Here is a 13,915-nt window from a genome sequence, read left to right as displayed (position 1 = left end):
GGTGAGGCCGCGAGACCGTAACCCACCGAGCGGCCTTGAATCGGTGGGTTACGCTCCGCTAACCCACCCTACGATTCATGTTCACTCGAATGTCGAATGGAATAAGTAGGTCGGAAATCCGTTTCCGACGGAATCAGGCCATCGCTTTCCGTTTTCTCATGCTCGAAAACGTCAAAAGGCCCGTGATAAAGAACCAAACGGCCGCAGGAAGGGGAACCGGCGAAGCCTGCAGATTGCCGTTGATCCACACGTCGGCGTGAAGACCTTCCGAGGCATTCGGGCCTAGGCTGAAAAGCAACGGCCCCGATGAGCCTGACGTTGCCGCATTATCCAGACCGTATACCGAGGCATTCACGAAACCAAAGCCCAGACTGGGAGAAACATTGGTGAAGCCCGGAAGGAAACTGTCGGAACTGCTGGTCCTGAAGTAGTCGAGAAATATATCGGTGTCCGCAGACTGCCCGCTGGCGGTAGCAGTCAATTCGAAATCCAGAGCAAGTTCGATGGCATAGCTGTCGCTGCCGAGGTTGTTGAAATCCAGGCGGAACCACCCCAGGTGGGAAGAGGCTACCGTACCATCGGTTACATTGCCGCCTACTGCGAATGTCCGACTGAAACTGGTTTCGACGCTAACCGGGCCCACGGTTGGATTGTCGGCTGCGATTGCGCCGTCACCGGTGGTCGCCACATAGGAATCGGGAGCGCCCGCCTGCTCGAAATAACCGAGAATTTGGAGTCCCGACAAGTCACCCGGATTGCTGAGGTTGGTGATGTTAGTGATGGTATAGGTCAGTGTCGCGTCGCTGCTGAACGCACTGGCCGCCAGTGTCGTTTGGGCGCTCGACAAACCCATTACCACCAAGGTGGCTAGTACTTTGTAGTTTTTAGTAAGCGGTTTCATGCATATCTCCTAAAAATAGAGGCCGGTGCGAATGAAAGCCGGGCACTCATTGATTGCCCGGCTTACCCTCCGCAGCACCCGGATCCATTTCGGCCTGACTACGGTTCCAAATAATTTTCGAACGGCAGAATCGGATCGGTCGCGCCGTTCGCCCCAACCGCCGGAATCGTCAAGGTGTCCTCTGTAGCCAAATTCGGATCCAGCGGATTGCCCGCCGCTACGGATTGGCTATCTCCGGTATGCCCGTTGGGAACGATGATCTCCGGATGATCGAACGGCGCCTTTTCATAACGTACCCGGTCGTCGGTAAAGGTTTTCAGGAAGGCGATCAGATGGGCGCGCTGATCGGGGTTGTCGGCCAATGCCGCACTGTCCATCAAGGAATGCTTATTTGGATTGTTGACGTTGCCGAACCTCGAGTAGAACTCGATAACCTCTTCCAGCGTGGCCATGCTGCCGTTGTGCATGTAGGGTCCCGTCAGTTCGATATTCCGTAATCCCGGAATTTTGAACACCGCTTTCTTGGCCACGGCGAGCTTGGCCGGTGCCGAAGCGAGAGCGGCATTCGCGGCCGCAACGGTCGGAATGTATTTGCGAAGCGAGTTCAGGCAGTTTTGGTCGCGCAATACGCCCTCTCTGCTGCCGTCGATTTCGATGCCGTCGGGCTGGGTGAATACCGTGGGGAGCGAGGTCGCGACATTACTCGCCAAAGGCGTCAGAAAATCGCAACTGCGGACGTTGTCGACGCCCGGATCGAGAATCCCTGAATCATTGCCGAGCAAATATTGAACGTACTGATCGGAAAAGGACAGGGGATTGCCGAAATCGTCGGCACCTCCCACTCCCGGATCGGCATCCGGATCGCCGACGCCGGTGTTGGCGAAGCCCATGTCCACCAACTGTTGACCGCCCATGACGAGATCGCGGGTCACGACATTGACATAGCGGTTGATGCCGGCAGCCTTCGCTCCGTTCAAGGGACCCAGCGCATTGGGGCCGTACTCGATCAAGCTATGATCCGGACCGAAATACATACCCGGCGTGGGTGTCACCAAAGTGCTGTTCGTGACCATGGCGGCGGTGGTCATGGTCGGGCCGGCATGACACAGGTTGCAGTGATTGTCCACGAAGGTCTGGAATCCATCCGTCAACACGTCGATTTCTTCCTGAGTCTTGCCCATGCCCTGCCAGGTTGGCCTGTGCGTCTGCGGATCGCGAGGCGACAAGTCGATGGGGGCTTGATCGGATACCAGCGTGGACTGATAAAGCTGAAGCGCTATGCCGAAAAACATGGAAAAGTTGGCTTCCATCTGGCTGTAAGGCGTTTGCCCGGAAGGCGCGCCGAACGGACCAAGGCCGCCGTAAGACCAGTACTTCGGATTGAATGCCTGAGTGATCATGTTCTTGTAGGTCGTGCTCAGTCCGGGTTTCAGACTCCCCGGCGAACTCAGGCTGAATGGTCCCAGTACACTGTCTTCATGATGGACCTTCTGATGCTGCAAGGGCTGGCGCAGCAGCAGCTTTCTGCCGATGGCCGGCCACGTGCGCTGCCTGCAACTCATTTCCGAGTCGCTCAAGGGCGGCCCCATGGCCTGAGAGGCGAGCGAGGAGTTTTCCAGATGCAAGCGCTGCTTGACCACGCTTCGGGCATTGATTTTTACCCAGACGCCGGCATCGGGATCGCGGTCGCCCCAGGGACTGCTGCCGTTGAAGATGTTGTTGGCTCGGCCGTCCCAGAAATTGCGGTGGTTGAATACGGCGTTGATGACGGTGGGCGTGTTCCTGGGCTCGACCCGTCTCGTGCCGACATGATTGACGTGAAACACGGGATCGGCGCTGCGGGCACATTGATCGCTCGTGCCGGTGAATTTCGAAGCGCCAGTAAAGTCTCCGCTGAACGTGCCGGATGAGGAAACGACGTCGTCGGTCGAGAAAGCGATTCCGCTTTCCTGATGCAAGGGATCGTTGAACCGGAAAGTCGGGAAGTCGTTGCGGGTCAGTGTGTGGTTGGCTCCCCCGGAGCCCGACGGCAGCGCTTCGAAAGTGTGGCCGCTCGGGTTGCTGCTCTTTTCCCCCGGATTCAGCTGATTCTTGACGCGCCGGTCCGCTCCGGCATGGTAATGGCAGGAGGCGCAGGCCATGCCGTCGCTGCCGACGTTCATGTCCCAAAACAGAGCCTTGCCCAGGGCGATGGCCATGTTCTTGTTGACGACGATGGGATCGGAGCCGTCCAAGAGACCCGGAACGGGAGGAATGGGCACTTTCTGCAAGGGCACGGGTTCGGGGCCATGAGCAAGTGCCGACTGCGCGATCAGCAGGCACCCCCCCAACACAATGTAATTGATAGACCGCATCTTTCACCTCGAAATAAGCGGCCTAGGAACCTCTCCCCCGAGGCCCTGCCGCTCAAAATGCTTATCCGTGTTCGTAAAAATGCGGGGCAGGGATGATGGTCCCTAGCCCCAGTCAGCGTAGCCCGGATGCAGTGAAGCGGAATCCGGGAGCATCTCCCCCGGATTCCGGTTTGCAGCCTTAATCCAGGGTACTCGCCACTTGTGAAATCAAGCGACGGTCAGATGCGCTTTCTTTCTGCCGAGCGATACCAAGCCCATCAAACCGGTGCCGAACAGCCAGACGGCGGCAGGAATGGGCACGGCACTGACGACGGGTGCGCCAAGCACGACGTTGTCGAGTTCCATGCCGAACTGCTTGCCGTCCGCCGGGGTTTGCGGATACCCCTTGTAATGGATCCAGAAGGCGCTGATGTTGTTAAACGCCTCGTCCAGCGTCAGCGCGCCGCTGAAGCCGTTGGCGACCGTTTGATAGGCCACCCGGGTCAGGTAATTGGTGCCGTCGCCGGTGTCGAGGCCGGGATTCTCGGCGGTGCTGAAGCCCAGGATCTCCCAGACGTCGTTGGCGCCGGCATCCGGGTTCTCGTCGTTGATCGGCGCGTGAAAATCCATGGACTTGAGGCTGAACGCGGTGCTGTCCTGAGCGCGCACGTAGATGCCGGTGGAATCGGAATGGTAGCCGAGCAGGCGGTTGCTGGCGCCGCCGTTGCGGTGCAGGTGGGCGATCGGGTTGGAGGTGTCCTCGACGATGCCGAGCGCGATGCCGTCCTCGTAATAACAGCCGTTCCCGCCGGTGCCGGCGCAGTTGCCGCCGGCCACGGGCGCCAGGTTGGGCTTGCCGGCATAGGAGGAGAAGGTCATCCCCTGAAAGTCGATCGTCACGTCGCTTACGATCGCGGCGCTGGCGCTGCCAGTAGTCAAGGTCAGCGCGGAAAATATCATTCCGGCGATTGTCTTCGATTTGTTCATCTAAAAATCTCCATAGCGTATGAATCCGGTATCCCCATTCGTCCAGGACAGATATGGCCCGGCGAAATAAAGAATTCCGCGACAAAGGACCGGGCGTGCGATGCCGACGACCGGCCGGTGAAACGCTGACCCAGCCGGTTCCCGGCTAAATCAGGAGGGTGCGGCCGCTGCGTTACTATCCTGCGACAAGGACCATTCCCCCGCGGCAGTAACGAGCAAAATACATACCACGCCCAATTCGTCTGAAGGCCGTTACTGCCGTTCCGGGCAAAACCCGCTCACCCGCTTTAAACCACACCTGCGTGATGGATATTCCATCAGATCGGACTTGGGGGAAGCGTTCGAGTCGAGTGTGGGATTTGAAGCCTCTATCTGCGTCATATGCCTCATGGCCGAGGAGCGGCGGTCCGCTTCCGGGGCGGGCCGAGGACGTGCCCTGAGGTCGCGATCCAGGCTCTAGCGTACGTCCGGCGGCGGAGGCAAGTACGTGGCGCTGTCGGCGCCGCGATCTCGTAACCGATGGCACAGCCTGTGCTACCTAGGGCGGTGGTTAACAGCCTGTCACCTCGGATTTACATGCAGAACAATGAAAACATTTCTTCTATCGGCTCTTCTGCTGCTCGGCTGCAGCGCTTCGGTTTATGCCGTTCAAGAGGGATCGTCGGTACCCGGGTGCCCCGCGGCATTACCCGGCAATAACGAAAAACTGGACTTCGGGGCTTATAAAGGCAAAGTCGTGCTTGTCGACTTTTGGGCCACTTGGTGCCCGCCGTGCAAGAAATCCATGCCTTTTATTAACGGATTGCGCAACGAACGTCTGAAGGACGGATTCGAAGTCGTCGCCATCAACGTGGACGAAAACACCGAGGACGCTCTGCGATACCTCGAAGCCCACCCGGTGGATTACGTCACGGCGTTCGATGCCTCGGGCGAGTGCCCGCGCGTTTTCGAGGTGAAGGCCATGCCGTCGTCTTATCTTGTCGACAAACAAGGCAAGGTGCGCGCGATTCATCTCGGCTACCGCGACGATGATCAGGACGCTATCCGCAAAAAAGTAGACGCGCTCTTGGGGGAATGAGATGACATTCTTCCGAAAGCTTCGACTGGCGCGTTTGCGGCAGCCGATTCTGCTCTGCGCCCTCGTGATTTGCCAGGGCTGCACCAGCGTCGCGCCGTGGGAAAGGGGCACTCTGGCCAAGCCGGAGATGTCCATTACGCCCGATCCCAGCCTGACCGGCTTGCGCGACCACATTTTCTCCAGCAAGGAAGGCTCGCAAGGCGGACATGGCGGCACCGGGGGCGGCTGTGGCTGCAACTGATCCGCATTCATCGCGTCTCTGCCGATTTGCTCGCCGCGCCGCGTCGGCGGGTCAATCCTTCAGCGGAGAATGGGCCTTTCCACTCCGCCTTTCGCGCCGGCTTTGTTCAGGCGGCGTCCGGAAGGGATTCCAGACCTACTCACAGTACGTCCGCTGGCGACTCGATGTAGGTCGGCAATCCTTTGCCAACTTCTCGGCATGGGTTCCCAAACAGGAGTTTGGGAACCAGCGTAAGGGATTCCCGGCCTACGGCCCGGCGGCTCGACGTAGGTCGGCAATCCCTTGCCGACGGCTCGCTTGGCGCGGTCGGTGTCGGGAAGGGATTCCCGACCTACGGCCCGGCGGCTCGACATGGTTCGGCAATCCCTTGCCGACGGCTCGCTTGGCGCGGTCGGCGTCGGTAAGGGGTTCCCGACCTACGGCCCGGCGGCTCGACGTAGGTCGGCAATCCCTTACCGACGACGATGTTAGCGCCGTCCTCGCGAAGAAGGGGGCGTGAGAAATGCCGGTCAAATCGGAAAAGCCCAAGGCGCTTCTCGCCTTAACGACCGCCGCCCTCGCCCTGCCGGGCATGGATGTCTCGGCCGCGGTTCCGGTCGCGCAAGCGCAAGGTAATGTCCACTTCGGTTATTACGAGGAAAGCGATGACCGAATGCAGGTCGAGGTTTCCCACGGCGATTTCATTGTTCCGGTTTCCGACCGGCTCGAATTCACCTTCAGCATCGACCGCGATACTTACAGCGGCGCCACGCCGGCGTTCAGCATTCCGGAGACCATGGCGGATCAGCTCAAGTACAAGCAAAAGGCGGACGGAACGCCCGCCAGCGAGCTGACTCCGGCGGACGTGGTTTCGGCGGCTTCCGGGGGCGTGACCGCTGCCGGATTGACGATACTCGGCGGACTCAACGCCTACAAAAAGTTCATAGATGCCGGGCAGGCCGCGGACGCGCAGACCAACACGGCGATAGATCAGTGGAGGGCCGAGAATCCCGAGCCTCCCTCTCCGCCATCGCCGCCGACCATTCCCGGCGGCGTGACAATCGATTTTCAGGGGATGACCTTCTCCTCCTATGCCGGCAAGGCCAACCTGGCGCCCGTGGCCGGCGGCAACTGTCCTGGCCTTGCCTCTGCCGGGTGTTATTACGAGGACGGCATGGCGATCGGCATCGTCGAGGACACCTCCAACCCGATCGCCCACCTGCACCGCAACGGCGGCGCCAGCAACCGCCTGCTCGGCTACCATTCCGATTCCACCGGCATCTACGTGCGCGCTGTGAACGGTTCAGCCTTCAGTCTCGACTCGATGGATTTTCTCGCGCCGCTGGGCGACGAGAACCCCGATGCCGGCGCCAACGACGCCTGGGAGATCCTGGGCTTCAGTACCGCCGAGAATCCCGGCCTCGACACCGGCGACGGCACCAATTATGCGACTCGGGTCGCTTATCAGATCGTAGCCAACGGCTTCAACGGCGCACTGACGCTGGACGAAGCGTTTAACAACATCAACGCCTTCTGGATCCATTACAAGGGGTATCCGCAAACCCCGGCGGACGGCAAGCAGTTCGGCATGGAACTCGACAACGTCAGACTTTCCGGCGTAACCCCTCCGAGCGGACGAACGCCGGAACAACAGGCGTGGGATGCTGCGCTGGAAAAAGAAATCGCCAGAATTGCACGGCTTGCCGCCATCTCCCAGTTCCGCGCCGTGCTCGACACCATGGTTCCCAAGGGTACGAAAACGGTTCAGCGGTTCCAGACGCAACCCCGCGAAACGCGCACCATGCCGGTGTTCGGCGCCAAGTACTATTTCGACGAAGCCACGCTTGCCGTATCCGGCGGCTACTCGCTCGAACCGGATTTCAAGTCGAGTTTCGGTTCGATCAATCTGAGCCACGAGTTCAATGAGAAACACACTACGGTTTCGGCGGGATACAGCCTAACCAGCAACGATATCACCCGCAGCAGTGCCGACCACGGGAGCCATCACGCAACCGATCCGAATCATAACCCGACCGATTATCCGGAACTCCGCGAAGAGAGCGTTTTTCACGGCTTCAGCACCAGCATCGCGCAGGTGCTGGGCAAGAACACGCTGTTTCAGGCCACGGCCAGCTATACCAATCAGAGCGGGTATCTCACCAATCCGTATAAGTTCGTCTACGTGCGCGGAGAAATCACGCCCGAGGAATACTATTACCTTTGGCAGGCGCCGCCGGGCGAAGTCGACTGGAAATCCGTGACAGATCTCGAAGTCGTCGGGATCGAGCTGTTTCGGGAAAGACGGCCCGACGAGCGCAACCAGTGGGCGTTTTCCGGCCGATTGAACCGGCACATACCGGCGCTGGATGCGTCCCTGCATTTCGATTACCGGTACTACTTCGACGATTGGGGCATCGATTCTCACACCTTCGAGCTGAAGTGGTATCAGCCACTGCCCTTCGGCATCATGGCTGCGCCGAGCATCCGCTATTATTCGCAATCGCAAGCCGACTTCTTCGCTCCATACTTCCTTGCGCCCAGAGCCGACGGCTATTATTCGAGCGATTTTCGCCTGTCCGGCTTCGGCGCCCTGAGCGGCGGCATCACGTTCAGCAAGCAGTTCACCAAGGGCATTCGGCTGGAAGCGGGCTTCGAATATTACAGCCATGCCGGCGATCTGAAGCTGGGCGGGGGCGGCGCGGGGGATTATGCCGACTTCAACTATTTCCTGGCTCACGCCGGGCTTAACGTCAATCTGTCGGCACCCGGCTCATTCTCGGGCGGCCACCACGAACACGGCTCGCACCATCACGGACATAACATGCCCGCCGGCATCATGTTCGGCCATATGATGGACCGGGCCGACAGCCTAATGGCGGGCTATCGCTACATGTACAGCAATCAGGCTGGCGGCATGCTGCACGGTACCAACAGGGTCGGCAGTCAAACGCTGATCGGCAGCGCCTGCGGCGACTCGGGATGTCTCTCCCGGCCGAAGGACATGACCATGCACATGCATATGCTGGACATCATGTATGCGCCGACCGACTGGCTGAACCTGATGCTGATGCCCCAGCTCGTCGACATGGAGATGGAGTCAAAGCCGTTGCCGGGGGCTCCGGAAGACGACGAGCATGGAGGCGGGCACAGCAGCGACGGTTTCGGCGATACCTTGATGGTGGCATTGGTCAAGCTGTTCGACGTGTCCGGGCACCGCCTCAATCTGGGACTGGGGGTTAGCGCGCCCACGGGCGATGTCGACATGACCGTGGATGGCGGGGCTACGGAGGGCGGCGAATTACAGGATTACGGTATGCAGCTCGGTAGCGGCACCTGGGATTTCAAACCCAGCCTGACCTATACCGGACAGGCGGACAAGTGGTTCTGGGGCGCGCAGGTAAGCGGCACCAAGCGGCTCGAAGGCAGAAACAAGTCGGGTTATGCCCTGGGCGACGTATTTCAGACCACCGCCTGGGGCGGCTACAGCCTGACGAACTGGCTGTCGGCTTCGGTGCGCGGCGTTTACACCGTTCAAGGTTCTATCCGTGGCGAATTCAACCGCGAGCATTCGACCACCGCGCCGGTGGACTTCCCGTCCAACTACGGCGGACGCTATTGGGATGTGGGGCTGGGTCTCAATCTTTCAGTACCCAGCGGCGATTTCGCCGGCCACAATCTCAGCGTCGAGTGGTTGCAACCGGTGTCGGACGATGTCAACGGTTATCAGCTGGAGCGTACCGGGACACTGGCCGTTACCTGGAATTATGCGTTTTGATGGGCCGGGTTGGTTTCGGGATCGATTTACGGCCTGTGGGAGCGGGCTTTAGCCCGCGATAGTTCGTAGGTCGGCAATCCGTTGCCGACAAACCCCTGTGCCAAGCTGGGGCGTCGGGAAAGGATTCCCGACCTACTACTCTGTGTTATAGCAACTATGTGGGCTCGGCACACTGGTTCCCAAGCAAGAGCTTGGGAACCAGCGGTAGTAGCGTATAGGATGTGCTGACGAAGGAAGCGCATCACTTAGCAACCCTTCCGGAATGGCCTTGAATTCGAACGACCTGAAGTATTTCCGTTTTGCCTTCAAGGCAATGGGTACCCCATGCGAAATCCAGCTGTTTGCCGAGAGTCACTCGGAGGCCAAGCGGGTATCGGATGCAGCCATGGGCGATGTGCGTCGCTTGGAAGCGCGCTATTCGCGCTATCGCAACGACAGCCTGCTGTCCGCCATCAACAGGGTCGCCGCCGAGGGTGGCCAGGTTGCGGTGGATGACGAAACGGCGGGTTTGCTGAATTATGCGGCGACCTGTTACGAACAGAGCGACGGGCTTTTCGACATCACCTCCGGCATCTTGCGGCGTGCCTGGCGCTTCGAACAAGGCAAATTGCCGGACGACGCGCAAGTGCGCGGTCTGCTCGAGCGGGTCGGCTGGCACAAGCTGAGGTGGGAACCGCCGGTGCTCGAATTTCCGGTAGCCGGCATGGAGCTCGATTTCGGCGGCATCGTCAAGGAGTATGCCGTCGACAGGGCCGCGGCGCTGTGCCGGAACGCGGGCGTTCGACACGGCGTGATCAATCTGGGCGGCGACATCAAGTTGATCGGCTCGCGGGCGGACGGTAGTCCGTGGCGAGTCGGAATTTCTCATCCGCGCCAAGAAGGCTCGATGATCAAGACCCTGGCGTTGCGCGAAGGCGCGGTCGCGAGCAGCGGGGACTACGAGCGCTGCATCGTCGTGGACGGTATCCGATACGGTCATGTGCTGAATCCCAAAACCGGCTGGCCGGTGCGCCATCTCGCCGCCGTCAGCGTGGTGGGGGACTTTTGCGTGGTCGCCGGCAGCGCTTCGACCATCGCCATGCTCAAGGAGGAAAACGGTCCGGCCTGGCTGGACGCCATGGGCTTGCCGCATCTCTGGATCGACGTCGAGGGCAACGTGGGCGGCTCTCTGGCGGAATCGGCAGCTTATTCCAAATCGCGTTCAATCCGGAATTGATTTTCGTAGGGTGGGTGAGGCCGCAAGGCCGTAACCCACCGAGCGGCCTCGGACCTGTCCTGAGCCAAGTCGAAGGGTCGGTGGGTTACGCTGAGCCGAGGGGCTATCCCACCATCGATGGGTTTCGCTTCGCTCTACCCATCCTACGATGAATGTTCATTCGCATGCCGAATGGAATTATTCGTAGGTCGGCAATCCTTTGCCGACTTCGCTTGGCTGTCAACCCGTTACGTCGGGAAAGGATTCCCGACGTAACGAGGCCGCGTCATTGCAATCGGCTCCCCCCTCGCCCGACTTCATCCTCATGCGCGATATGCCGCTGAATGCTGGGGCATATACCTCATTTCCCGGATTCGCGCCTGCTTGTAAAGCCATGGAAGCACCGTAGTGCCGGGATTTGGACACTGGCACGACACTTGTTAAGTATGGGTTGCGCTTAGCTTGCACTTCTTACTCCATTCGGCATGCGAATGAACGTTGCCTAGGGTAGGGTACGGCCACCCTACGAAAATCAATTCCGGATTGGAAGCGATTTGGAATTACACCGTTTTGCGGCGCGGACGGCTGAAGCGAAGGGGTATGAGCAATGCGGGTTAACGGCGTCGTATCTCAACTTCCAACTTGCAGGGATTCATATGAAACAAACCAGATTGGCCAGGGCGATCGCAATGGCGGTTGCCGGCTCGGCCCTTTCTTTAGGGGTTGTTGCCGAGGCATCGGCACACACGATGTACAACACCTATAACGCCGGAACGCCCTATACCGATGCGGGAACCGACGGCTGGGTCTATGGCGGTATAAACAATCCGACCTATCCGACGGTATCGCCGGGTTGGGTCGGAACCGCCAGCCCTACGACGCTGCCGTTCGGCTACACTGGTTATTCGACGCTGAATTGGGCCGCCGAACTCCATAACGCGGGTGATTCGCTCGAAATTTCCAGAGCCGATGCGCAAGCGAGATATGGCGTTGCAGCGGATATCGATACTGCCAGGGGCGCCTGGATCGACACGGAGGCAACCCCGCAAGGCTGGTCGCACGCCACCGATATCGGGTTGTTGAGGTCGCACAGCGATGCTTATGTCACGCTGAATCTCTCCGGCGTCAATTCGGAAATCGCCAACTTCGGGATTACGGTATTTACCGGCATGGACACGGGAACCGGGTATCAGAACCATCAGGCATGGAACAGCCCGCTTCAAGGCTTAGATTTCACCGCGAGCGACCCGTTCGGTACCACCGGCGTAAGCTATTTGACCCACGATTCAACCGTCGACGGGGTCAACGGTCTGACCTTCCTGGCGGAGGCCGGTCAGATTTATTCCATTTATCTGGGCGGTAGCGGCGGAGCCTTTTGGAATCAGAACAAAGACTCTTACGTGCTGAACATCACGTCTTCTCCGGTTCCGATACCGGCCGCCATTTGGCTGTTCGGCAGTGCTTTGGCCGGGATGGGATTCGTCGGGCGGCACAGACACAAGGCCGTCGCCGCATGATGCGGGACAAGGCGGTCGAGCTTGCCTTCGAGGCTGGGCGCACCATGTGGCATGCGCCGGTGTCGGCGATATCCGGCCGTTTCATCGCCTCGGCCTCAGCCGATCGCCGCTTTGAAACGGTGTAGTGAAAGAGCTGGCTGACTGACCCTCCGGATGATTTGGGTCGCCACATGCTGGAATACCCGCACGAAAAACGTGGGATATCCCGCAGCTTCCGTTAGGTTCGTCATAGAAATAGCGCTATATCAACGGTTTACCTCAGGCGCGCTTATTGCTCTTGGGGTAACGGCCGGTTCGACCGAATTCCGGTTCGAACGCGCTTTGTGCTACGGAAAACCCGAAAACCATTGCCGGGGAAGGGGAGCGTAGACCGTAGCGGGGCGGAGTCCCTTTTGCACCTGCCACTCCCGCCGCGAGGCGGGTTCGGAAAGCCACGGGTCTTGTGAGTTTGATCCCAAGACGGCCGGGCCGCCTCCCTCGGTGATGGGGAGATCGGAGCGCCTTCCGCTTTTGACGGGAGCGCTGCGGACATCGCTGCCTATGTGAAAACAAAGACCAACTCCATAGAACAGCACGAGGTAATTTCCTATGTCCAAAAACAAAAACAAACTGACCAAAGCGGTGGCCATGGCCCTCGCCGGTACCGTCTTGTCCGTAGGCGCCGTTTCCGGCGCCCAGGCGCATACGATGTACAACACCTTCACCACCACTGAGCTGTCCGCCACCGACGGCTGGAACTATGGGGGTATAGGCAATCCGACCTATCCGACGGTATCGCCGGGTTGGGTCGGAACCGCCAGTGCCACCACGCTACCTTTCGGCTATGCCGGTACGTCTCATCTGAACTGGGCGGCCGAGCTTCACTCCGCGGGCAACACGCTCGAAATCTCGAAAGCAGATGCAGTAACGCGTTACGGCTTCGCCGCGGAAATCGATACCGGCGCCGGGGCCTGGCAGGACGCAGGCGTCAATGGCAGCGGAGTTCCGACGGCCAACGGGCCGACCGGCTGGAGACATCAGACCGATATTGGCTTGATCAAGGCCGAAGAAACTATGTGGGTAACACTGAATCCCGTGGTGGTTACGGGAACCGGCTACGACATTCAGAACTTTGGCATCACCGTCTTCACCGGCATGGACTCCGGTACCGGCAGTTACTCTCATCACGGCTCCTGGAACTGCCCCGGATGCACACCCGCGAAACCTTACGAAGCCGATAACCCGTTCGGCACCGTAGGACTGAGCTACTTGACTCACGATGGCACCGTCGACGGTGTAGACGGTTTGACCTTTCTGGCCCTGGCCGGTCAGGTTTATTCCATCTACCTGGGCGGCGCCGGCGTGGGGAACTGGAGTCAGAACATCGCGGAGTACAGCTTGAATATCAGCACCGCACCGGTCCCGGTCCCCGCGGCGGTTTGGCTGTTCGGCAGCGCCCTCGCGAGTTTGGTCACGCTGGGACAGCGCCGCAAGAACGTCATGGCCGTTCCCGCCTGAAACAAGACCTCGACGTATGTACACGCCTTCCTTTCCGCGCTCTAAGCGGGGAACTTTTGTGTGGAATCACCCATGAGACTGCGTGATTTGCCACGTCGGCGGCGTTTGCATGCGATTTATCTGTTTGATTAGCAATGATTATTTAGTGGCATATTTATTGTTTCAGCAAAGGCCGGGTCCGCCGCTTAGGGGGCTCGTAAAAAGACGCGATACACACGGATTCGCAAGGAATCGGCTGGCAGGGATCGCCCGAGGGATCTTTGTCGGGATGGACCGCCGTTAGGTCTGTCCGAATCGCCACACCCGCCGCGAGGCGGGGCCGGAAAGCTTCGGGTCTCGATGCTATGGAGTATTCGAGACGGCCGAGCCGCCTCCTAATGTGATGGGGAGGACCGCGGCGCAGCTCCATTGG

Annotated in this window: 10 protein-coding genes and 2 riboswitches; of the genes, 7 read left to right on the top strand and 3 right to left on the bottom strand. The window is 59.5% G+C overall.

What is annotated here, in order from left to right:
• Nucleotides 1-133 precede the first annotated feature (133 nt).
• The 3 genes from ACR2R1_RS04755 to ACR2R1_RS04745 form a co-directional block, all read right to left on the bottom strand.
• The gene (locus ACR2R1_RS04755; protein WP_434112887.1) at nucleotides 134-901 is read right to left on the bottom strand and encodes a VPLPA-CTERM sorting domain-containing protein; all 768 of its coding nucleotides are present in this window, start codon (nucleotides 899-901) and stop codon (nucleotides 134-136) included.
• Between the two features lie 98 nt (nucleotides 902-999).
• On the bottom strand, nucleotides 1,000-3,255 hold the full coding sequence (locus tag ACR2R1_RS04750; protein ID WP_434112885.1) for a cytochrome c peroxidase: 2,256 nt from the start codon (nucleotides 3,253-3,255) through the stop codon (nucleotides 1,000-1,002).
• A 207-nt stretch (nucleotides 3,256-3,462) separates the two neighbouring features.
• A complete protein-coding gene (locus tag ACR2R1_RS04745) occupies nucleotides 3,463-4,221 on the bottom strand; it encodes a VPLPA-CTERM sorting domain-containing protein (protein ID WP_434112883.1) in 759 nt (252 codons plus the stop codon).
• 586 nt (nucleotides 4,222-4,807) lie between these two features.
• Between ACR2R1_RS04745 and ACR2R1_RS04740 the strand changes: the two genes are divergently transcribed.
• The 7 genes from ACR2R1_RS04740 (at nucleotide 4,808) to ACR2R1_RS04710 (ending at nucleotide 13,503) form a co-directional block, all read left to right on the top strand.
• Nucleotides 4,808-5,299: a TlpA disulfide reductase family protein gene (locus ACR2R1_RS04740; protein ID WP_133716216.1), complete on the top strand. Its 492-nt coding sequence runs from the start codon at nucleotides 4,808-4,810 to the stop codon at nucleotides 5,297-5,299.
• 1 nt (nucleotide 5,300) lies between these two features.
• The gene (locus tag ACR2R1_RS04735) at nucleotides 5,301-5,540 is read left to right on the top strand and encodes a DUF4266 domain-containing protein (protein ID WP_077731886.1); all 240 of its coding nucleotides are present in this window, start codon (nucleotides 5,301-5,303) and stop codon (nucleotides 5,538-5,540) included.
• A 502-nt stretch (nucleotides 5,541-6,042) separates the two neighbouring features.
• Nucleotides 6,043-9,294, top strand: a complete 3,252-nt coding sequence (locus ACR2R1_RS04730) for a DUF3570 domain-containing protein (RefSeq protein WP_434112881.1) — start codon at nucleotides 6,043-6,045, stop codon at nucleotides 9,292-9,294.
• Nucleotides 9,295-9,556: 262 nt separating this feature from the next.
• Nucleotides 9,557-10,510, top strand: coding sequence for an FAD:protein FMN transferase (locus ACR2R1_RS04725; protein ID WP_208110031.1), 954 nt, complete (start codon nucleotides 9,557-9,559; stop codon nucleotides 10,508-10,510).
• Between the two features lie 635 nt (nucleotides 10,511-11,145).
• Nucleotides 11,146-12,006 carry a VPLPA-CTERM sorting domain-containing protein gene (locus ACR2R1_RS04720; protein ID WP_434112878.1) on the top strand — a complete coding sequence of 287 codons (861 nt, stop codon included), beginning with the start codon at nucleotides 11,146-11,148 and terminating at the stop codon, nucleotides 12,004-12,006.
• Entirely contained in the window at nucleotides 12,003-12,131 is a 129-nt protein-coding gene (locus ACR2R1_RS04715) for a hypothetical protein (RefSeq protein WP_276205413.1), read from the top strand. Before ACR2R1_RS04720 ends, ACR2R1_RS04715 begins: the two co-directional genes overlap by 4 nt.
• Before the next feature lie 265 nt (nucleotides 12,132-12,396).
• A riboswitch (cyclic di-GMP riboswitch) is annotated at nucleotides 12,397-12,482 on the top strand.
• A gap of 112 nt (nucleotides 12,483-12,594) precedes the next feature.
• Nucleotides 12,595-13,503, top strand: coding sequence for a hypothetical protein (locus ACR2R1_RS04710; RefSeq protein WP_133716213.1), 909 nt, complete (start codon nucleotides 12,595-12,597; stop codon nucleotides 13,501-13,503).
• Between the two features lie 286 nt (nucleotides 13,504-13,789).
• Nucleotides 13,790-13,878: riboswitch (cyclic di-GMP riboswitch) on the top strand.
• Nucleotides 13,879-13,915: the final 37 nt, after the last annotated feature.

This window comes from Methylocaldum sp. GT1TLB (assembly GCF_051027445.1).
In the GTDB taxonomy this organism is placed as follows: domain Bacteria; phylum Pseudomonadota; class Gammaproteobacteria; order Methylococcales; family Methylococcaceae; genus Methylocaldum.
This window is presented reverse-complemented; position numbering and strand designations above follow the sequence as displayed.

Coding starts and splice junctions, on each gene's coding strand:
- ACR2R1_RS04755 (WP_434112887.1), bottom strand. CDS start 901: ATGAAACCGCTTACTAAAAACTACAAAGTACTAGCCACCTTGGTGGTA.
- ACR2R1_RS04750 (WP_434112885.1), bottom strand. CDS start 3,255: ATGCGGTCTATCAATTACATTGTGTTGGGGGGGTGCCTGCTGATCGCG.
- ACR2R1_RS04745 (WP_434112883.1), bottom strand. CDS start 4,221: ATGAACAAATCGAAGACAATCGCCGGAATGATATTTTCCGCGCTGACC.
- ACR2R1_RS04740 (WP_133716216.1), top strand. CDS start 4,808: ATGAAAACATTTCTTCTATCGGCTCTTCTGCTGCTCGGCTGCAGCGCT.
- ACR2R1_RS04735 (WP_077731886.1), top strand. CDS start 5,301: ATGACATTCTTCCGAAAGCTTCGACTGGCGCGTTTGCGGCAGCCGATT.
- ACR2R1_RS04730 (WP_434112881.1), top strand. CDS start 6,043: ATGCCGGTCAAATCGGAAAAGCCCAAGGCGCTTCTCGCCTTAACGACC.
- ACR2R1_RS04725 (WP_208110031.1), top strand. CDS start 9,557: ATGGCCTTGAATTCGAACGACCTGAAGTATTTCCGTTTTGCCTTCAAG.
- ACR2R1_RS04720 (WP_434112878.1), top strand. CDS start 11,146: ATGAAACAAACCAGATTGGCCAGGGCGATCGCAATGGCGGTTGCCGGC.
- ACR2R1_RS04715 (WP_276205413.1), top strand. CDS start 12,003: ATGATGCGGGACAAGGCGGTCGAGCTTGCCTTCGAGGCTGGGCGCACC.
- ACR2R1_RS04710 (WP_133716213.1), top strand. CDS start 12,595: ATGTCCAAAAACAAAAACAAACTGACCAAAGCGGTGGCCATGGCCCTC.